Source organism: Salinicoccus sp. CNSTN-B1 (assembly GCF_054792835.1).
The window spans coordinates 54,846-74,062 of record NZ_JBTWMN010000004.1 but is presented as its reverse complement, the minus strand read 5'-3'; the positions used below and the strand labels follow the sequence as shown (position 1 = coordinate 74,062).

Genomic DNA, 19,217 nt, shown 5'->3' with positions numbered 1-19,217 from the left:
TTAGGAGGAAAAGACTATGAAGAAAAATCCGAAATTAGCCGCAGCTTTGTCTATCCTTCCTGGGCTGGGCCAACTATACAATAAGAGGTACGCCAAAGCAGGTGGCCTCTTTATTCTTTTTATATCATTCTTTGCGGTTTTCTATAATTTCTTGAATATTGGATTCTGGGGACTCTTTACTCTTGGTGAGATACCTCGTGTGGATGATTCACGAATTTTACTGGCACAAGGAATTATATCTCTTCTTGTAGTAGTAATAGCAATTACTTTCTATATTGCAAATATAATAGATGCCTACAAGGATGCTAAACTAATCAATAACGGGGACTTTAGAACAATGCTACAGAGATTCAGGGATGCATGGGATAAAAGCTTCCCTTATGCAATTGTTGCCCCTGGGCTTTTTCTACTCATTTTTCTAGTCGTATTTCCATTGCTATATATGTTCTTCCTAGCATTCACCAACTATAATCTCTACAATGCACCTCCTAGGAACGTTCTAGACTATGTTGGTTTTGAAAACTTCAAAGCTTTGATTGAAGTGGACATCTGGAGGAATACTTTCTTCAGCGTCTTTACATGGACGATCGTATGGACACTCGTGGCCACAACACTACAGATCGCCCTGGCCCTACTTCTTGCAATCATCGTCAATCATCCTTTGATAAAGTTCAAAAGGCTGATACGCACTATACTTATCTTGCCATGGGCAGTGCCGGCATTTGTGACGATTCTTATTTTCTCTGCACTATTCAATAACCAGTTCGGGGCGATCAACAATGATATTCTGCAACCATTGTTCGGCCTTTCAATTCCGTGGCTATCAGATCCCTTCTGGGCAAAAGTTGCTCTGATAATGATTCAAACATGGTTAGGATTCCCATTTGTCTTTGCCTTGTTCACGGGCGTCCTTCAAAGTATATCCGACGATTGGTATGAAGCAGCTGATATGGATGGTGCGTCAGGATGGCAAAAGTTCACAGGAATAACTTTCCCGCACATCATGTTTGCCACGGCACCGCTTCTCATAATGCAATATGCAGGGAATTTCAACAACTTCAACATCATTTATCTATTCAATGCTGGTGGACCTGCTATAAGAGAGCAAAATGCTGGTGGCACCGACATTCTGATTTCATGGGTCTACAAACTAACTTTTGAGACCCAGAATTATAACATGGCCGCTGCAATTTCCATCATTATTGGTCTTATTGTAGCATCGGTTGCCGCATTTCAGTTCAGTCGTACTAGAGCGGTTCAAGAGGAGGGTGAGATATAATGACTAAAAAAAGAAAAAATCTTTTAAAACAGATTGTCATGTATACGATATTGTTTATTATGACGATAGTAATATTCTACCCTCTTCTTTGGACTTTCGGCATTTCGTTAAATCCGGGGAATAACTTATATGGAGCTAATATGATTCCTGAAAATTGGTCATTCACTCATTATAAATGGCTGTTTACAGACCCTCAAAGTATGTATCTGACATGGTATAAGAACACATTGATTGTAGCGGCATTTTCTTCTTTCTTTTCAGTGGTTTTCGTGACTTTAACTGCTTATGCATTCTCAAGGTATCGGTTTATTGGACGAAAATACGGCTTATATGCTTTTCTTATCCTACAAATGTTTCCAGTATTAATGGCTATGGTCGCCATCTATATCTTGCTTAATACAATAGGATTGTTGGATTCTCTGGGGACTTGTTCTTGTATATGTAGGTGGATCGATTCCGATGAACGCGTTCTTGGTAAAAGGATATTTTGATACTATTCCAAGAGAATTGGATGAGTCTGCGAAAATGGACGGTGCTGGACATTTCCGTATATTCTTTACAATAATGATTCCATTGGCTAAACCGATTATTGCAGTAGTTGCATTATTCAATTTTATGGCGCCATTCATGGATTTTATATTGCCGCGTATTGTTTTGAGAAGTCCAGAAAACTTCACTTTAGCACTAGGACTTTACAATATGGTCAATGATCAATTTGCGAATACTTTCACAAGATTTGCTGCAGGCTCCATTTTAATTGCAGTGCCTATAGCAATCGTGTTTCTTTTCCTACAGAGGTATTTAATTTCCGGCTTGATGTCCGGATCAACTAAAGGTTAGATGAGGTGGTCTAATGGTTACAATTAAAGATGTGGCAAAAGCTGCTGGGGTATCTCCTTCGACAGTCTCAAGGGTTGTAAAAGATCATCCGGGAATTAGTTCAGATACCAAGAGGAAGATACGCAAAATAATGGAGCAGATGGGGTATACGCCTCATGTCGCAGCAAGGAATCTTGTTACCAAAAGATCATATACTATTGGACTTGTGGTAAAAAGTGCAGTACATGAAGCTGTATTAAATCCATTTTTTACAGAAGTTAATTTCGGAGTGTCAGAAGCGTGCAGAACTAAAGGTTTTTCGACTATTATGACTGCAGCGGAGGATGATGACAGCCTTTTTCTTGAAGTTAAAAATCTTATAAGTTCAAAAAGAGTGGATGGTTTTATATTACTTTATTCAAAAGAAAATGACCCAGTGATAGAGTACTTGACCAGTATGGCCTTCCCATTTGTAGTCATCGGAAAAGATGTAATGAACAGCGGTGATGCCATCCATGTCGATAATGACAATGTGCAGGCTGCAAAAGAGATGACGGAGCTGTTGATCGCTGAAGGTTATGAAGATATCGTCATGGTGGTCGACAACGATGTTTTCGCTGTTTCCCAAGATAGGATAGCCGGCTTTGAGCAAGCGATGGCATCTAACGGACTAAGCAGTAAATGCAAAGTCGTGCAATGCGACAAGGACGAGTCTTCCATTGAAAGGATGCTGGTTGATCTCTTTGACCACACATCACCGCAGGCACTTCTTACACTCGATGGGGTATTGAATGCACGGATCATCTCCCGGCTGTATCAAATGCAGATTCGGATACCTGAGGATGTGGCGACAGCCACTTTCAGTGAATCGCCTCTAACCAAGTTTGCAGCGCCTCCCCAAACAGTCGTGGACATATATCCCAAGGAATTGGGAAAAGAGGCAAGTAACGAAGTGATCATGCTGATAAAGGATGACAACAGACTAAAGCGCAATATTACTGTACCGACACGTATCATAGAACGCCAATCGACGAAAAAGGAGGAAGAAAAAGGATGAAGGTAACCGTTTGGAATGAATATCGTCATGAAAGGGAGTCGGAAGTTGTAGAGCGTGTCTACCCGGAAGGAATCCATAACCAGATCGCCAGTTTTCTAGGAGACCACGAAGTGAAGACGGCTACACTGGACGAACCTGAGAACGGATTGACTGATGAAGTGCTGGACAACACTGATGTCCTTATATGGTGGGGTCACAAAGCCCACGACGAAGTGTCCGACGAAGTCGCTGATAAAGTACGCCAGCGCGTCTGGGACGGCATGGGGCTGGTGGTGCTGCACTCTGCCCACTTCTCAAAACCCTTCAAGCTTTTAATGGGTACATCATGCGATTTGAAGTGGCGTGAAGCTGGAGAGAAGGAGCGTCTTTGGGTAGTAGATCCAGCCCACCCGATTGTGGAAGGCCTGGGAGAGTATTTCGAACTGCCTGAAGAAGAGATGTACGGGGAGCACTTCGATATTCCAACTCCTGAAGAGTTGATAATGCTCAGCTGGTTCGAAGGCGGAGAAGTCTTCAGAAGCGCATGCACGTTCAAAAGAGGAAACGGCAAAATATTCTACTTCCGCCCAGGTCATGAAACACATCCGACGTACTATGATGAAAATGTTCAGACAGTCATTAAAAATGGCGTCGTTTGGGCAGGAAGCGGACATGGCAGGAAACATCATTATGGAAACTCCGAACCACTAGAAGAGATAAAGGAGAATGAACATGATTAATGTTGGCATAATCGGTTGCGGCAGTATCGGTGTAAAACGGCATATCGCTGAATATGAAGAGAACGATAACGTAAAGCTGACAGCCTTTTGCGATCGTGTAGTCTCGCGTGCGGAGGCACAGCAAAAAATATATGGAGGAAAAGCCTACGAAAAGTATCAAGATCTTTTAAAAGATGAATCTGTCGATGCTGTAAGTGTCACGGTGCCTAATCATCTGCATGCCGAAATCTCCATTGCTGCCTTAGCAGCAGGTAAGCACGTCCTATGCGAAAAACCTATGGGACTATCTACTGAAGAGATGGACCGTATGATTGCAGCAGAAAAGAGTCAGGGAAACAATTGATGATCGGCCATAACCAAAGGTTGATAAAAGAACATCAGGTTGCACGTGATTATGTGACCTCAGGAAAACTCGGAAAAGTCTATGCCTTCCGTACGACGTTCGGTCATCCGGGACCCGAAGAGTGGAGCGTCGACGGGAAGGAAAGTTGGTTCTTCAAGGAGAACGAAGCGGGTATGGGCGCAATGGGGATCTCGGGGTGCACAAGGCAGATCTGATCCGCTACATTTTAGACGAAGAGATCGTTGAAGTAGGTGGATTGATCTCCAAGGAAGCGAAAAGTTTTTCAGATGTCGATGATAATGCAGTATGTATCCTGCGGACAGCGTCCAATGCCGTCGGCACACTTCAGGCAAGCTGGTCCTTTTATGGATCGGAGGATAATTCCACGACGATATATGGTGAGAAGGGAGTGCTGCATCTCCTTGGCGACGAGAAACATTCTTTTGTATTCACAGGACGAGACGGCACAGTTGTACGAGAAAACTACGGAGGCATTCAGACGAATGATGAGGAAGGGCAAGCAAAGAAATCATTTGTGATGGATGCATTCATCGAAGCACTCGTAATGGATGAGCGGGTGCCAGTGACTGCTGATGATGCAAAGAAATCCGTAGAAATCATTTTGGCGGCATTTGAATCGGACCGGACCAAAAAGATTATGATGGAGGAATAGGTGCTGAACATGACTAAAATCAGATTGGGTTTCATTGGGGTAGGTGGGATAGCTACAGGGCGCCATATACCAACCTTCAGAACATTTGATGAAGTGGAGATTGCCGCTGTTCATGATGTGGATATAAAGCGGGCAGAGAAGGTAGCAGAAGAACTGGGGATCCCCGGTGTCTTCGCCGACATTGAAGATATGTATCCACACGTTGATGCCATAGTCATTTGCACCCCGAATAAATTTCATGCCGAGCTTAGCATAAACGCGATGGATAATGGTAAACATGTGTTGTGCGAAAAACCGATGGCTATGACAACTGAGGAATGCAATGCAATGATTGCAGCCGAAAAACGCAATGGGGTAAAGCTTCATATTGCTTACCATTACCGCTATATGAAAGAAGCCATTGCATCCAAGAAAATAATTGAACGTGGAATGATCGGGGATCCATTGGTGGTGCGGGTGCGTGGTCTAAGACGGCGGAAGGTCCCAGGATGGGGTGTCTTCACCAATTATGATCTGCAAGGTGGGGGTGCTCTGATCGACTATGGATGCCATCTGCTTGATATGGCCATGTATCTTATGGGGGACCTCAAGCCAGTGGAAGTATCGAGCACCACCTATAACCATTTAAGTCGTACAAACACTGTCAATGAATGGGGGCACTTCAATCGGGATACTTTCGAAGTGGAGGACCACGTCAGTGCGTTCATCCGCTTCAACAATGGTGCCACTATGCTCTTTGAAACAAGTTGGGCAGCGAATATTCCTGAAGACGAGAATCACATAAGCATCTCCGGCACAAAAGCGGGGCTTGATGTATTCAACATGCAAGTCAACCAGGCTGATGAAGACCTTATGACGACTATGAGGATCGATTATATCAAAGTCGACGAAACATTCAGCCGGCTTCAAGCTGAAGACTTCATTTCGGCGATCAAATACGGAACCCCTTTGACAGTGACTTCAGAAGAGGCGAAGGAAGTATCGAAAATCATCGAGGCGATCTACTTGAGCTCGAAAGAGCAGCGCAGTATCAGACTTTAGGAGGCTAACGGATGAAACTAGGAGTATTCAATCCTCTGTTCCAGAACATGGGGCTTGAGGAAATGTTGGACTACATTGAAGCATCAGGGCTTGAAGCGGTTGAAATAGGGACAGGCGGCTATCCCGGAAACGCACATTGCGACGTTGACGCATTGCTTGGATCTGAAGATTTACGGGCCGAGTATATGGAGAAGTTCACTTCGCGCAATATAATCATCAGTGCATTCAGTTGCCATGGCAACCCAATATCGCCGGACGAAGCATTTCGTAAGCAATCTGATGAGAATCTTAGGAAAAGCATACAACTCGCAGAACTCATGGGTGTGCCTGTCGTGAACACTTTCAGCGGGACACCTGCAGGCAATGAAACAGATACGACAGTCAATTGGCCGGTGACGCCGTGGCCGGAGGAATACTCTGCAATAAAGGAGTGGCAATGGGAAAATAGGTTGATTCCCTATTGGCAGGATATCGCAGGGTTGGCAAAGTCAAAGGGTGTCAAAATCGGGCTTGAGCTCCATGGTGGTTTCTTGGTGCACTCTCCCCACACCATGCTTGAACTGAGGCGCGCAACGAATGAATATATCGGAGCGAATCTTGATCCGAGTCATATGTGGTGGCAAGGGATCGACCCAGTAGCTGCCATTAAAATTCTGGGTCGTGAGAGTGCCATTCATCATTTCCATGCGAAAGATACCTATATCGATCAGGATAACCTGAATATGTACGGCTACCTGGACATGAACCCATATAGCAGAATCAAAGATAGAAGTTGGACTTTCAGGAGCGTCGGGCTCGGCCACAGTATGGATGAATGGGCTGATATGATGAGTGCCCTCAGAATGTATGACTATGACTACGTCGTCTCCATTGAACACGAAGATGGATTGATGTCTATAGAAGAAGGGTTCCGTACTGCTGTCAGGAACCTGCAGAATGTCATTATAAAAGAGAAGCCGACTGACATGTGGTGGGCTTAAAGGAGTGGGAATATGGCAGAACTAAAGCTCAGCAACATACAAAAGACATATGACAAAGGTCCGACAGTCGTTCATGACTTCAACCTCGATATACACGATGAGGAATTTATCGTTCTAGTCGGCCCTTCAGGATGCGGCAAGTCGACGACGTTGCGCATGATTGCAGGGTTGGAGGAGATCTCCGGAGGAGATCTATACATCAACGATAAACGAATGAATGATGTCGAGCCAAAGAACAGGGATATTGCGATGGTCTTCCAGAACTATGCCCTATATCCCCACATGAGCGTCTACGACAATATGGCGTTCGGCCTCAAATTGCGCAAGACCCCGAAGGCGGAAATTAAAAAGCGTGTGGAAGAGGCGGCAGCAATTCTGGGATTGACAGATTATCTTGACCGTAAGCCAAAAGCACTGTCGGGTGGCCAACGTCAACGTGTGGCGCTTGGCCGCGCTATTGTCAGGGAAGCCAGTGTGTTTCTGATGGATGAGCCTTTATCTAACCTTGATGCAAAGTTGAGGGTGCAGATGCGTGCTGAAATCATCAAGTTACATAAACGACTCAAAACTACGACCGTCTATGTGACACATGATCAGACCGAAGCGCTCACTATGGCTTCGAGAATCGTCATACTCAATGAAGGGGATATCATGCAGGTGGGTTCCCCGAAAGAAGTGTATGATTACCCTGAGAACGTCTTCGTGGCACAATTCATCGGCTCTCCGGCAATGAATGTATTTGACGCAGAGATGAGGGATGGCGTGCTTATGATCGGAGATACCACAATAGAAATTCCTGAAGCGAAACGCCGCATGCTCATTAACGGAGGATACGACAATCAATCGGTTAAATTCGGCATCCGTCCCGAAGATGTAAGGGAAGAGACCGTGTTTGTGGAATCCGGTCTATCGACTGCTTTCGAGGCGGAGGTGAAGGTGAGTGAACTGCTCGGATCTGAAATCATGCTCTACTCAGAACTAGAAGGTCAGGAATTCATTTCTCGTGTAGATGCGCGGAACGATCTGGCACCGGGTGATGTCGTCAAATTTGCTTTTGATATGAACAAAGGTCATTTCTTTGATTGGGAAACTAAGCAGCGCATCGTCACAAAAGACGATCGGGCGAAGGAAAAAAAGGCTTTGGCATCCAAAAACCAGACTTCGAATGTAATAGAAGCATAGAGTTATAAAAACAGTCCACCTATATTCAGTGGACTGTTTTTTTGCTCATTCAATCTGATGCCGTGGTATTATGATATAGTTGAAGTGAGGTGAAGAAGATGATTAAATTTGATCATATCATACACTATGTAAATGATTTGGACGCTGTAAAATCTGAAGGAGTACTGCCCATCCATTCAGGTGGTGAGCACCCTGCCTTCGGCACTGAAAATGCACTGTCTTACTTTGATTTGAGGTATATAGAATATTTGACGATAAGTGATGAAAAACAGTTCAACACCCATCTTGAGGACGGAGCAGAGTCCTTTGCCAGGACCATTGCAGACAAAGGCTATGAAGAAGGGTTTATCAGGTATGCGATAAACACCGATAAAATTGAACAGCTTGCAGAACGATACCGTGCCAAAGGATTCAGCGTATCAGGGCCAGTTGATATGGAACGGGAGACCGCGGGTGAAACCATCCGTTGGAAATTGCTTTATATAAAGGATGATGTTGAAACATTTCCGTTCTTTATAGAATGGGAAGAAAGTGACGATATGCGGCTATCACGTATAGAGGCGATGGGAAAAGAAATCATCTCCCCGGAAATCGTCATCCATAATAATGTAGTGGATTTGAAGAGATGGGAAGCGTTCTATGATGTGGTTGGAGTGTGGGAGGGTCAGTTGGATTCTCGGACTACAGTCTCCCTCAAGGAGACCGAGTATTTTCCATTACTCTACAAGTAGGAATGGAAGGCACCTCAGCCCACTACAGGGGAGCGGACTATAGATTTATATAAAGAATCATGAGCAGATGGCCCAAGGCTAAAAGCGCCGTAACCACACTCAGGATGACGAGGGACTTAGAACCGCGTACAAGGATATAGGCAATGCTCAGCATAACAGTGACAACGCCAAGTATTATCCTCATGCTCATTAGCGCGATGAGGTCACCATGTCCATATTGATTCAATTGGAACATGCTGATTGCATTGAGAACGATAAGTAGGATTAAAATGACTTGTCTCATTTATAAAGGACCACCTTTCTTGCAATTATTATATCAGATTTTAATCGAATGGAGATTATTATGCTTAAACTAATCAATCTGACCGAAGAAGAACACAATCAATTTATAGAACACCACCCGAATGGCGATTTACTTCAATTGACTGACTGGGCACAGTCAAAGCGGCTGACAGGATGGTACTCCAGAAGGTTTGCGGTCAGCGATGGCGATCAGACCGTAGGTGCTGCGGTACTGATGTTCAAAAGACTGCCGAAACTGAAGCAGACGTTGTGCTATGCCTCAAGAGGATTCGTCTGTGATTATAATGATGAGAAACTCGTGGAATTCATGCTTGAAGAAGCATTGAAAATCGCCAAAGAGGAGAAAGCGTATGTACTGAAAATCGATCCCGATATACCACTTGGGGCGCATGAAGAGACCATAGAGTTCCTCAAGCAGATCGGATTCAGGCATCGTGGGCTAAAGGACGGCATGAGTAAGGATAATATCCAGCCGAGGCAGACGATGGTGACACGGATCGATAAGTCGGATGAAGATCTGCTTGGAAGTTTCGAAAGGAATAACCGGACGAAAGTGCGTAACGCGATAAGAAAAGGGACGAAGGTATATAAAGCTACGAGAGAGGATCTGCCGATCTTTGTGGAACTGATGAAAGTCACCGGAAAAGAGATGGCTTTTTGACCCGGGATATCACTTATTTCGAGTCCTTATATGATAACCTGCATGAGAATGGCCACATGGAATTGTTCCTTGTTAAACTTGTGCCAAAAGACGTATCCGCGTCGCTTGACTCTGATATCAGCAAGGTGGCCAAAGAACTGGAGAAAGCCCAAAAGAGGAAAGACAGCAACAAAAAGGAGAATCAACTTAAAGACCTTGCCAACAGAGCGGAGAAACTGGAGAAGCAGAAACAGGAAATCGAAGAAATGGCCCATGATCATCCAGAAGGCATCATTTTATCCGGCGCGCTTTTAGCACAGTCGGGACATAAAGCGTACTATCTCTACGGGGCCTCATCTGACTTGTACAGGGAATATCTGCCAAATCATCATATGCAGTACGAAATGATGAAGTACGCGCGTGATGCAGGAGCCCTGACCTATGATTTTGGTGGCGTCAGTGTCGATCCGCCTCAAGACTCAGGGCATTTTGGCTTATGGCAGTTCAAGAAAGTATGGGGTACGGAGGTAAGTGAGAAAGTCGGTGAATTCGACTATGTGATCAATAGACCGCTCTATACATTGGCTGAAGTGGGCGTTCCACTGTTTCAAAAAGGAAAGGTTAAACTGAACCAGCAGATTAAAGCATTCAAAGAAAGAAAATAAGCTGCCCTTGAAAGGGCAGCTTTTATATTCTATAGGAAATATGGGCGCGTCGCTGCAATAAGTGCTACGAATATCAGCGACATCAAGGACATTATGAGAAGTGTGAGAGACAACGATAGATGTATGCTTCTGTTCTCATACAGGTTTGGTTCGGCAACGACAGCGCGCCAGGATGAAATAAATGAAATTATACTAAGCAGTGCCCAAATATAGATGCTGAAAAAGATGACACCGTTGTTGACGATATAATTTATGAAGAACATCGCCTGCATGAGAATGAGAAGAATGAGGATGACACGTCTCATCAAAACACCTCTTTCCTGTTACGCTGTCAGCAACATGAGTATAAGTACTGCAGAAATCATGAGTGTGAACGCGTGAATGAGAAATAATCGGTTACGATCGCCCTTGTATTCTTTGTAGCTTGTTATTTCCACAGAGATGAAGAGACTGAGTGCAAGCGCAAAAATCAAGTAACCATCTGGGTTGGGTATTGCCAGGGCGAGAGTGGTGATCATTAGAAGGAATGCCACTCCTGCAATGATGCGGAAAACATCGAATAGCCTACTTCTTTGATATAAGATGGTCATGGCACCGACCACAAGGTACATGAGGAGCATGAGGACTGCTAGAATCATACAACTTTCCTCCTCTTTCTAAAGTATTGGAATATAAAGTATGTCGATAATACAGTAGTTATGGCGCCGAACCAGAAGGGCAGTCCAGGAGTCATAAGGAATAGTATATTAAAGGCCAGGGGACCAAAAATCCTCCCAAGACTATCCAACGAATATGTGGTCGCTGTAATGCGTCCCATTTCTGCTTGACGTGCCTCCTTGGTAATCTGCGAAGTCAGGAGCGTCTTTACTAAGGCATTTCCTGTCATGAGGAGCACAATGCAGAATCCAGCAAACAGCAGGCTCGACATGAACGGCAGCAAAACGAAAGCGATGATGGTCATAACTTGGCCAAGCAGCATCATCGGATACTCCTGGCCATCTTTCAATCGGCTGATGACACCACCTTGAATGCCTGCATTGAATATCCCACCGATGACAAAAAGAAGTCCCATCTCAGCAGGGGTGATATTTATCCGGTCTATACCCAATAACTGGAAAGTGCTCTCCATCCCGCTCATGGTGAACATGATGAAGAATGTGGAGATCAGAAGAATGCCGACAGGTTTCAGGAAGTACTCGCTGGCAACAGTAATTTCCTCTCTTGAAGATGCACCCGGCTGATAGGTTTCTTCAATTTTAAACATGCTGAAGAGCAATGCCCCTATGATTACAGCGGCAGTCATATAATAGGCAAGACTCAGACTGATTTCCGCCAAGAGGCCACCTACACCTGGGCCGAAGATGAATCCGAGCCCGATTGACATCCCTATCAAGCCCATGAAGCGGGTGCGCTCCTCTCTGGTCGTCAAGTCTGCAACCATACTGGTCGTTGCAGTATAGAGTGCACCAGAAGCGGCGCCTCCTATTACCCGGCTTATGTATAGAATCCATAATACATCGATGAACATACCGAAAAGAAGGAAGCTGAAACTGAAAGCCAGAAGACCATACAATAAGATGGCGCGGCGGCCGTGCCTATCACTGAGCCTTCCAAAAAACGGGGCGGATATAAAGCTGGCTATTGAATACACGGCGAGCAGTCCACCCATATGGAGAGTAGAGACCTCGAGCGTGTCCACCAATTCGGGTATGACGGGTATGACCATACTAAAACCAAAATAGATAAGGAATTGTATGATCATGATGAACAGAATCATTTTTTTCATAGTCTGCACTTCCTATTTATTACTTTGTTCTCTCATCTCTTTTTCGTCTCCGCAATTTCTGCTTCTATCTGGGCAAGCCTTTCATCCATTTTGGATGTGCTGTTTCCAGTAGATTCGAGTTTTTCCAAATCGCCTTGAATGCGCACATATTCATTTTTCAATTCTCTCATTTTATACTCCAGGTCCATTGTGCTCACCCCCTTGAAATTATAGTTGTATCTTATCATAACATATCGCATATTAGGGGAAACACTGATGACATCTGAAGGTTGATTGAAATAAAATAGGAGGGAATGGAGGGACTTTGATGCATACGTTTGAAATATACGAAGAATATTATGACTGGGAACGGCTGAAAGGCGATTCTGATGCAGAAGTGCACTTGCTGAGTTACGGAGGAGAAGACCCGCCCAATATGTATCAGCCCCAAGAGCCGTTGATAGCGAAATCATATGCAAATGATATCAGGAAAACAAGGCGTGAATACAAAAGACTCCTTTGGATGGACGTCAACAATATGAATGGGGTGCCAAAACCGGTTACCTTATATGAGGAAGCAGGGGCTTATATGTTTTACCTAGCCCTACCAGGCATAGATGCCCAAGTATTTCTGGAACAGCAGGATGAGAAGACGACAGCTGAAACCCTTAAGCAGATTGGGAGGTATTTGAGTTTTTTCCATAAGCAAAAGATTGAAGGGTGCCCATTTGACCATAGGAATGGACAATTGGATGATGACCCGGTTTTCAGCCATGGTGATTTTACATTATCCAATGTGATCGTCAATGAGAACTATATTACAGGAAGCGTTGATATGGTCGGGATTGGTATACGTGACCGTTACTATGACATCGTGTCGATGGCTCTGGATATAGAAGAAAAGCTGGGTGAGGGTTATGTAGAAAGTTTCTACGAAGGGTACCGCATAAAGGATCAGGTTGAAAAGGGAAAGTTCGAGCAGTTTGAAAAACTTATAGCCAAGAAATAAAGATGCCTGGTACAATCCAGGCATCTTTATTTTGATTAATCATCAGTTTTCAGGACTTCTCCATTTTCTGCATTAATCTTAACATCATGACTGTTGCTGTCTTGCTTCAGTTCTATCTCGTATTCCAGCTGACCATCATCCTTATCTAGGCTCCACCCTTCCAGCTTGCCATCTTTCTCGTCCATTGCCGTCTGGATGGCGTCTTCTGCTGGAACAGCATCTTGATAATTGAAGTGTTCATCCGTATCGAAGTCACTGTCATTTTCTTTTTCTTCATTAACCATTGAAAGGTCATCAGCCGAGATGTGCGCTTCGTATTCTTCACTTTCGCTTTCGAGCTCTACTTTGTAGACCCACGCATCATTTTCTTTTTCGAACTCTAGACTTTTCAGCTCCCCATCGAAATTATCAGATGCCGTCTGTACCGCTTCATCTGCACTATGTTTTATTTCCTCAGGAGAGATGGTGTCGCTGGTTGTGCTGGAGGATTCGTCTGTAGTACCGCCCCCCGTACTGCTTTCAGTAGTGGCTTTATTACTGCTAGAACTATCATCCGTTGTTTCTTCTGTCGTAGTCTCTTCTGTTGTTTCGTTTGCCGTGCTTTCCTCAGTAGTGGTTTCTGCATTCTCACTTTCGGAATCATCACTGCATGCACTGACCATAAGTGAGGTCGCGAGAAGTAAACTTGCTAGCTTGTATCGCCTGCTCATAAGATTGCTTCGCCTCCCATAAGATATTTTAGTATCATATTCCCGCGCTCGCTGGTGTCGAAACTATTAAGAGTCGGCTATAAAGCATATTGCAATTTTCTTCGACCGGGCGTACACTAGTTTAGATAATAATAGGTATGGAGGTGCCCCGTGAAAAGCAATATAATGAAACGCTGGATGTTTTATCTGATGGGTCTTGTCATCCTAGCCTTGGGTGTCACGTTGACAATCAAGGGCCATCTTCTGGGTCTGGGATCATGGGACGTCTTCCACTATGGATTATGGCAGACATTCGGTCTCACAATCGGGAGCTGGTCGATTATAGTAGGTGCAGTGATCGTCATATTCACTGCAATGATGACACGAGAATGGCCTCGTCTCGGGTCTATGTCAACATGCTCTCCATCGGTATCTTCATCGATTTCTTCAATTGGCTGCTGCCGAATTTTGAAGGTTGGACGCAACATACAATCGTCTTTTCCATTGGTCTTTTAGTAATGTCATTCGGTGTGGCATTCTACATCACCCCGAATCTCGGGGCCGGGCCGCGCGACTCCCTGATGCTTCTAATGGTCGACAAATTTGGTTTGAAAATTTCTGTAGCCCGAAACATCATGGAATTCAGTGCGGCAGTAGGAGGGTATCTATTGGGTGGCCCGGTATTCATAGGCACCCTTGTGATTGTATTTGGGCTCGGTAAATTAATAGAGGCGTGGCTACCTTTAACGCGTCGTCTACTGGTACGGTTTTTGGGCGCTGAAGATAAGAACATCATTAAAGTGATCTAGTTTTTAGAATATGACAAATGAATGGAGTAGATTATGAAAAAGTTTTTTGACTTTGAAGGGCATGGTACGACTTACCGCAGCGAAATCATCGGGGATTGACGACATTTCTCTCGATGGCATACATACTAGCCGTCAACCCATCTGTATTGTCACTTCAAGGAATAGAAGGCATACCTGATTCCATGGGCATGGATATGAATGCAGTATTTGTGGCCACTGCACTTGCAGCTTTCATAGGCTGTCTCATCATGGGATTATATGCAAGGTACCCGATTGCATTGGCACCGGGCATGGGGCTTAATGCATTCTTCGCATTTACGGTGGTTCTGACGATGGGTATACCATGGCAGACCGCGCTGACAGGTGTCCTCTTCTCAGGTGTGATTTTTGCCTTGCTGACGATTAGTGGACTGAGGGAATACGTCATCAACTCAATCCCTATGGAGATGAAGATGGCAGTCAGTGCAGGTATAGGCTTCTTCATTACCTTTGTGGGACTTCAAGGCGCCGGTATTATAGTGATGAATGAAGCGACGCTTGTGGGATTGGGTGCACTGCATGACCCTAAAGTACTTTTGGCGGTAGGCGGTCTCTTCCTTACGGCAGTGCTCATGGCAAAACGCGTACCGGGTGCTATATTCTTTGGTATGATACTGACGGCCGTGGCAGGACTCGTCCTTGGGCTTGTACCGAGACCTGAAAGTTTCTTTGGACCTGTGCCAAGCATGGCTCCGACTTTTGGGGCAGCATTCGAAGCATTTTCGAATCCGGCGGATATTTTTAATGTACAGTTCCTGATTGTGGTCCTGACATTCCTATTTGTAGACTTTTTTGATACGGCGGGCACATTGGTAGGTGTAGCAAGTCAGGCGAATATGATCAAGGACAACAAACTGCCGCGTGGAGGACGTGCACTGCTTTCCGATTCGATTGCTACAATAGCAGGTGCAATCTTCGGTACTTCTACTACGACTTCATATGTCGAGTCGACAGCTGGGGTGGCAGCAGGTGCAAGAACTGGTTTTGCGAGTGTTGTAACTGGTTTTCTTTTCTTATCTGCAATTTTCCTATCGCCTCTTATAGTTACATTCACTTCAGAAGTGACGGCCCCAGCCCTGATCATCGTAGGAGCGCTCATGGTCTCCAATCTGTCTAAGGTGAGATGGGATCAGTTTGAAGTCGCGGTACCTGCTTTCCTGACTATGTTCATGATGCCATTGACCTATAGTATTGCAACGGGTATTGCGATCGGTTTCGTATTCTACCCGATTACGATGATTATGGCAGGGCGGAGAAAGAGATTCATCCTATAATGTATGGGTTGTTTGTGGTGTTCATTCTATACTTCATATTCATGACGGAATAACCATTGAAAACTTCAGAAAAATGATGTAATATTATACACCTTGATCATGATCAAGTGAAAAAAGTGAAAGAATCTCGAGTTAACCCTTGATTTTTTCACTTTTTTCGTGTAATATATCTAGCGTTGGACTGAAATGGGTGGCAACCACCCATGCTGAAAGACAAACGCCACAACTACAGTAGGCGCGTGTTTTTTGAATCGATGAAGCGAGAGGTTACTGACACGCCAGGCCGCATTGCCATGGCTGCGTGTAAGAGAATTTTCGTGGAGAAGTCTATCACACAATGATGACGACCAAAAGGAGGTTAAATAATGGCAAAGCAAAAAATTCGTATTCGTTTGAAAGCTTACGATCACAGAGTGTTGGATCAGTCGGCAGAGAAGATTGTAGAAACAGCAAAACGTTCTGGTGCGGATGTATCGGGTCCTATCCCACTCCCTACAGAAAAGGCTGTTTACACGGTTATCCGCGCGGTGCACAAGTACAAGGATTCCCGTGAGCAATTTGAGCAGCGCACACACAAGCGTCTTATAGACATCGTCAACCCTACACCAAAAACAGTAGATGCCCTCATGGGACTGAATCTGCCATCAGGTGTAGACATCGAAATTAAATTATAAATTATAGTAGGAGGTGCGACTTTCGATGACCAAAGGAATCTTAGGTAAAAAAGTAGGAATGACTCAAGTTTTCGGAGAAAACGGAGAGTTGATCCCTGTAACAGTAGTTGAAGCAGCAGGAAACATAGTACTGCAGAAGAAAACGGAAGAAACTGATGGGTACAACGCTGTACAAATCGGTTTTGACGACAAGCGTGAATATTTTGAAGGTGCAAGAACCAAAAAATATGCAAACAAAGCAGAAACCGGCCATGCCAAAGCATCCGGCAAAGCTCCTAAGCGCTTCGTACGCGAATTCAAAAATCTCGCAGCAGATGAATTCGAGGTAGGTCAAGAAGTCACTGTAGATACATTTGAAGCAGGAGACGCAGTGGACGTGACAGCAACATCCAAAGGTAAAGGTTTCCAAGGCTCAATCAAACGCCATAACCAAAGCCGCGGACCAATGTCACACGGTTCCCGTTTCCACAGAAGCTCTGGTTCAATGGGACAAGCCTCTGACCCATCCCGCGTATTTAAAGGTAAAGAATTGCCTGGACGCATGGGCGGCGAAACTGTCACCCTACAGAATCTTGAAATCGTAAAAGTGGACGCAGAACGTAATGTTCTATTGATAAAAGGTAATGTACCTGGTCCACGTAAAGGCTATGTAAAAGTCGCAACAGCAATTAAAAAAGGTGTTAAATAAATAGTAATTCAGGAAGGGAGGATTTAACACATGGCAAACATAGATGTATTGACTAAAGAAGGAACGAAAGTTAACTCTATAGAACTCAACCAGGACATCTTCGGCATCGAACCGAACCAGCATGTGCTGTTTGAAGCTGTAAACCTGCAACGTGCATCACTGAGACGTGGCACGCATTCCGTCAAGAATCGTGCAGCAGTACGTGGTGGCGGCAAGAAACCATTCAGGCAAAAAGGTACCGGTAACGCCAGGCAAGGTACGATACGTGCGCCGCACTATCGTGGAGGCGGAGTCGTTTTTGGACCAACGCCAAGAAGCTATTCCTACAAAATGCCGAAGAAGATGCGTCGTCTTGCATTGCGCTCTGCCCTCTCGGCAAAAGCGAATGAAGAGGCAGTCACAGTAGTCGATAATTTGACTATTGATACACCTAAAACAAAAGATTTCCTTGCAATCCTCGACAACCTCAAAGCGGATAGGAAAGCACTTCTCGTTCTTGAAGCAGAAGATGCCAATATCGAACTTTCAACTCGCAATCTGCAAGGTGTCACGCTGTTGACGCCGGAAGAACTCAATGTACTTGACATTCTTTCTGCAGATCGTGTCATCTTCACAGAAGGTGCTATCAAAAAAGCAGAGGAGGTGCTTCTGTAATGGATGCACGCGATATCATTAAACGCCCAGTCATCACTGAGCGTTCTGCTGACTTGATGTCATTTGACAAATACACTTTTGATGTAGATGTGAAAGCTAACAAGACACAAGTTAAACACGCAGTAGAAAACATTTTTGATGTAAAAGTCAGCAAAGTTAACATAATGAACTATAAGCCGAAGAAAAAACGCATGGGGCGTTACAGTGGCTACACTAAGAAAAGAAGAAAAGCGATCGTAACACTAAAAGAAGGCTCTATTGATATATTCTAAGAGCTGTTACCAATAAGGAGGTAAAACGAGATGGCGATTAAAAAATATAAGCCGACCACCAATGCTCGTCGTAATATGACTGGTTCCGACTTCGCAGAAATCACATCAACGACACCGGAACGGTCATTGTTACAGCCGCTTCCGAAAAAAGCGGGACGTAATAACCAAGGTAAGATTACAGTGCGTCACAGAGGTGGCGGACACAAGCGTCAATATAGAGTGATCGACTTCAAACGCATCAAAGATGGCGTACCTGCCCGCATCACTCAAATAGAGTATGACCCGAACCGTTCAGCCAACATAGCGCTTGTCATCTATGCTGATGGCGAGAAGAGCTACATCCTGGCGCCTAAAGGTGCACAAGTTGGCCAAGAAATAATGAGTGGACCAGAAGCCGACATCAAAGTAGGTAACGCTATGGCGCTTACAGACATCCCGGTCGGTACTACAATCCATAACATTGAACTCAAGCCAGGCAGGGGTGGCCAGTTGGTCAGATCTGCAGGCTCAAGAGCTCAGGTACTTGGTAAAGAAGGTAAGTATGTACTGGTTAAACTGCGTTCTGGTGAAGTACGTATGATTCTTTCAACTTGCCGCGCAACAATCGGTGCTGTCGGCAACGAACAGCACGAATTGATCAACATCGGTAAAGCAGGTCGTTCCAGATGGAAGAGAAACGCCCTACAGTTCGTGGTTCTGTTATGAACCCTAACGATCACCCACACGGTGGTGGTGAAGGACGTGCCCCAATCGGTATGCCGTCACCTATGTCTCCTTGGGGTAAACCTACCCTTGGCAAGAAGACGCGTAGAGGCAAAAACCGTTCTGATAAGCTAATCGTAAGAGGACGCAAGAAGAAATAAATGAAACCATAGTGTGCGGATAAAATATCCGCACGCATTATTGGAAGGA

The 19,217-nt window shown here is 44.7% G+C and carries 19 protein-coding genes and 5 pseudogenes; 18 read left to right on the top strand and 6 right to left on the bottom strand.

The window, feature by feature from the left end; genetic code table 11:
• Positions 1-16 precede the first annotated feature (16 nt).
• The 9 genes and pseudogenes from ACYF68_RS00565 to ACYF68_RS00525 all read left to right on the top strand — a co-directional run bounded on the left by ACYF68_RS00565 (position 17) and on the right by ACYF68_RS00525 (position 8,824).
• The gene (locus ACYF68_RS00565) at positions 17-1,279 is read left to right on the top strand and encodes a sugar ABC transporter permease (RefSeq protein WP_461045035.1); all 1,263 of its coding nucleotides are present in this window, start codon (positions 17-19) and stop codon (positions 1,277-1,279) included.
• Positions 1,279-2,119 (top strand): annotated as a pseudogene (locus ACYF68_RS00560) (sugar ABC transporter permease). Before ACYF68_RS00565 ends, ACYF68_RS00560 begins: the two are co-directional and overlap by 1 nt.
• Positions 2,120-2,132: 13 nt before the next feature.
• Positions 2,133-3,155, top strand: coding sequence for a LacI family DNA-binding transcriptional regulator (locus ACYF68_RS00555; RefSeq protein WP_461045034.1), 1,023 nt, complete (start codon positions 2,133-2,135; stop codon positions 3,153-3,155).
• The gene (locus tag ACYF68_RS00550; RefSeq protein WP_461045033.1) at positions 3,152-3,874 is read left to right on the top strand and encodes a ThuA domain-containing protein; all 723 of its coding nucleotides are present in this window, start codon (positions 3,152-3,154) and stop codon (positions 3,872-3,874) included. The genes ACYF68_RS00555 and ACYF68_RS00550 overlap by 4 nt, the downstream gene beginning before the upstream one ends.
• Positions 3,861-4,890 (top strand): annotated as a pseudogene (locus ACYF68_RS00545) (Gfo/Idh/MocA family protein). Before ACYF68_RS00550 ends, ACYF68_RS00545 begins: the two are co-directional and overlap by 14 nt.
• Before the next feature lie 9 nt (positions 4,891-4,899).
• On the top strand, positions 4,900-5,931 hold the full coding sequence (locus ACYF68_RS00540) for a Gfo/Idh/MocA family protein (protein WP_461045032.1): 1,032 nt from the start codon (positions 4,900-4,902) through the stop codon (positions 5,929-5,931).
• 11 nt (positions 5,932-5,942) lie between these two features.
• Positions 5,943-6,911 (top strand): sugar phosphate isomerase/epimerase family protein, encoded by a 969-nt coding sequence (locus ACYF68_RS00535; protein ID WP_461045031.1) that lies wholly within the window; start codon positions 5,943-5,945, stop codon positions 6,909-6,911.
• A 12-nt stretch (positions 6,912-6,923) separates the two neighbouring features.
• On the top strand, positions 6,924-8,093 hold the full coding sequence (locus ACYF68_RS00530) for an ABC transporter ATP-binding protein (protein ID WP_461045030.1): 1,170 nt from the start codon (positions 6,924-6,926) through the stop codon (positions 8,091-8,093).
• A gap of 98 nt (positions 8,094-8,191) precedes the next feature.
• On the top strand, positions 8,192-8,824 hold the full coding sequence (locus ACYF68_RS00525; protein WP_461045028.1) for a VOC family protein: 633 nt from the start codon (positions 8,192-8,194) through the stop codon (positions 8,822-8,824).
• Positions 8,825-8,861: 37 nt separating this feature from the next.
• Here ACYF68_RS00525 and ACYF68_RS00520 read toward each other — a convergent pair whose 3' ends face one another.
• On the bottom strand, positions 8,862-9,107 hold the full coding sequence (locus ACYF68_RS00520) for a hypothetical protein (RefSeq protein WP_344701616.1): 246 nt from the start codon (positions 9,105-9,107) through the stop codon (positions 8,862-8,864).
• A 60-nt stretch (positions 9,108-9,167) separates the two neighbouring features.
• Between ACYF68_RS00520 and ACYF68_RS00515 the strand changes: the two are divergent.
• Positions 9,168-10,432: pseudogene (locus ACYF68_RS00515) on the top strand (peptidoglycan bridge formation glycyltransferase FemA/FemB family protein).
• Positions 10,433-10,461: 29 nt separating this feature from the next.
• On the opposite strand, the gene ACYF68_RS00510 reads toward ACYF68_RS00515, so the two are convergent.
• The 4 genes from ACYF68_RS00510 to ACYF68_RS00495 are packed head-to-tail and all read right to left on the bottom strand — an operon-like array spanning position 10,462 to position 12,406.
• A complete protein-coding gene (locus ACYF68_RS00510; RefSeq protein ID WP_344701612.1) occupies positions 10,462-10,737 on the bottom strand; it encodes a hypothetical protein in 276 nt (91 codons plus the stop codon).
• Positions 10,738-10,755: 18 nt separating this feature from the next.
• Complete coding sequence (gene mspA, locus ACYF68_RS00505; protein ID WP_461045027.1) at positions 10,756-11,070, bottom strand: membrane stabilizing protein MspA; 315 nt, start codon at positions 11,068-11,070, stop codon at positions 10,756-10,758.
• Entirely contained in the window at positions 11,067-12,218 is a 1,152-nt protein-coding gene (locus ACYF68_RS00500; RefSeq protein ID WP_461045026.1) for an MFS transporter, read from the bottom strand. The genes mspA and ACYF68_RS00500 overlap by 4 nt, the downstream gene beginning before the upstream one ends.
• 32 nt (positions 12,219-12,250) lie before the next feature.
• Positions 12,251-12,406, bottom strand: coding sequence for an SE1832 family protein (locus tag ACYF68_RS00495; protein WP_461045025.1), 156 nt, complete (start codon positions 12,404-12,406; stop codon positions 12,251-12,253).
• Positions 12,407-12,525: 119 nt separating this feature from the next.
• Here ACYF68_RS00495 and ACYF68_RS00490 point away from each other — a divergent pair, with 119 nt between their 5' ends.
• The gene (locus ACYF68_RS00490) at positions 12,526-13,206 is read left to right on the top strand and encodes a phosphotransferase (protein ID WP_461045024.1); all 681 of its coding nucleotides are present in this window, start codon (positions 12,526-12,528) and stop codon (positions 13,204-13,206) included.
• Positions 13,207-13,241: 35 nt separating this feature from the next.
• Here ACYF68_RS00490 and ACYF68_RS00485 read toward each other — a convergent pair whose 3' ends face one another.
• Positions 13,242-13,916: a PepSY domain-containing protein gene (locus ACYF68_RS00485; RefSeq protein ID WP_461045023.1), complete on the bottom strand. Its 675-nt coding sequence runs from the start codon at positions 13,914-13,916 to the stop codon at positions 13,242-13,244.
• A 368-nt stretch (positions 13,917-14,284) separates the two neighbouring features.
• On the opposite strand from ACYF68_RS00485, the gene ACYF68_RS00480 reads away from it, so the two are divergent.
• From ACYF68_RS00480 to rplB, 7 genes and pseudogenes are all read left to right on the top strand, one after another.
• On the top strand, positions 14,285-14,704 hold the full coding sequence (locus ACYF68_RS00480; protein ID WP_461045022.1) for a YczE/YyaS/YitT family protein: 420 nt from the start codon (positions 14,285-14,287) through the stop codon (positions 14,702-14,704).
• A 33-nt stretch (positions 14,705-14,737) separates the two neighbouring features.
• Positions 14,738-16,070: pseudogene (locus tag ACYF68_RS00475) on the top strand (NCS2 family permease).
• A 312-nt stretch (positions 16,071-16,382) separates the two neighbouring features.
• Positions 16,383-16,691 carry a 30S ribosomal protein S10 gene (gene rpsJ, locus ACYF68_RS00470; RefSeq protein WP_344701597.1) on the top strand — a complete coding sequence of 103 codons (309 nt, stop codon included), beginning with the start codon at positions 16,383-16,385 and terminating at the stop codon, positions 16,689-16,691.
• Positions 16,692-16,716: 25 nt separating this feature from the next.
• Positions 16,717-17,379: a 50S ribosomal protein L3 gene (gene rplC / locus ACYF68_RS00465; RefSeq protein WP_461045021.1), complete on the top strand. Its 663-nt coding sequence runs from the start codon at positions 16,717-16,719 to the stop codon at positions 17,377-17,379.
• Between the two features lie 30 nt (positions 17,380-17,409).
• Positions 17,410-18,033, top strand: coding sequence for a 50S ribosomal protein L4 (gene rplD, locus ACYF68_RS00460; protein ID WP_461045020.1), 624 nt, complete (start codon positions 17,410-17,412; stop codon positions 18,031-18,033).
• On the top strand, positions 18,033-18,305 hold the full coding sequence (rplW, locus tag ACYF68_RS00455; RefSeq protein WP_344701591.1) for a 50S ribosomal protein L23: 273 nt from the start codon (positions 18,033-18,035) through the stop codon (positions 18,303-18,305). The genes rplD and rplW overlap by 1 nt, the downstream gene beginning before the upstream one ends.
• A gap of 30 nt (positions 18,306-18,335) precedes the next feature.
• Positions 18,336-19,168 (top strand): annotated as a pseudogene (gene rplB / locus ACYF68_RS00450) (50S ribosomal protein L2).
• Positions 19,169-19,217 lie beyond the last annotated feature (49 nt).

Coding starts and splice junctions, on each gene's coding strand:
- ACYF68_RS00525 (WP_461045028.1), top strand. CDS start 8,192: ATGATTAAATTTGATCATATCATACACTATGTAAATGATTTGGACGCT.
- ACYF68_RS00480 (WP_461045022.1), top strand. CDS start 14,285: ATGGCCTCGTCTCGGGTCTATGTCAACATGCTCTCCATCGGTATCTTC.
- ACYF68_RS00535 (WP_461045031.1), top strand. CDS start 5,943: ATGAAACTAGGAGTATTCAATCCTCTGTTCCAGAACATGGGGCTTGAG.
- ACYF68_RS00500 (WP_461045026.1), bottom strand. CDS start 12,218: ATGAAAAAAATGATTCTGTTCATCATGATCATACAATTCCTTATCTAT.
- ACYF68_RS00540 (WP_461045032.1), top strand. CDS start 4,900: ATGACTAAAATCAGATTGGGTTTCATTGGGGTAGGTGGGATAGCTACA.
- ACYF68_RS00495 (WP_461045025.1), bottom strand. CDS start 12,406: ATGGACCTGGAGTATAAAATGAGAGAATTGAAAAATGAATATGTGCGC.
- ACYF68_RS00510 (WP_344701612.1), bottom strand. CDS start 10,737: ATGAGACGTGTCATCCTCATTCTTCTCATTCTCATGCAGGCGATGTTC.
- rplW (WP_344701591.1), top strand. CDS start 18,033: ATGGATGCACGCGATATCATTAAACGCCCAGTCATCACTGAGCGTTCT.
- ACYF68_RS00485 (WP_461045023.1), bottom strand. CDS start 13,916: ATGAGCAGGCGATACAAGCTAGCAAGTTTACTTCTCGCGACCTCACTT.
- ACYF68_RS00490 (WP_461045024.1), top strand. CDS start 12,526: ATGCATACGTTTGAAATATACGAAGAATATTATGACTGGGAACGGCTG.
- rpsJ (WP_344701597.1), top strand. CDS start 16,383: ATGGCAAAGCAAAAAATTCGTATTCGTTTGAAAGCTTACGATCACAGA.
- ACYF68_RS00530 (WP_461045030.1), top strand. CDS start 6,924: ATGGCAGAACTAAAGCTCAGCAACATACAAAAGACATATGACAAAGGT.
- mspA (WP_461045027.1), bottom strand. CDS start 11,070: ATGATTCTAGCAGTCCTCATGCTCCTCATGTACCTTGTGGTCGGTGCC.
- ACYF68_RS00565 (WP_461045035.1), top strand. CDS start 17: ATGAAGAAAAATCCGAAATTAGCCGCAGCTTTGTCTATCCTTCCTGGG.
- ACYF68_RS00550 (WP_461045033.1), top strand. CDS start 3,152: ATGAAGGTAACCGTTTGGAATGAATATCGTCATGAAAGGGAGTCGGAA.
- ACYF68_RS00520 (WP_344701616.1), bottom strand. CDS start 9,107: ATGAGACAAGTCATTTTAATCCTACTTATCGTTCTCAATGCAATCAGC.
- rplC (WP_461045021.1), top strand. CDS start 16,717: ATGACCAAAGGAATCTTAGGTAAAAAAGTAGGAATGACTCAAGTTTTC.
- ACYF68_RS00555 (WP_461045034.1), top strand. CDS start 2,133: ATGGTTACAATTAAAGATGTGGCAAAAGCTGCTGGGGTATCTCCTTCG.
- rplD (WP_461045020.1), top strand. CDS start 17,410: ATGGCAAACATAGATGTATTGACTAAAGAAGGAACGAAAGTTAACTCT.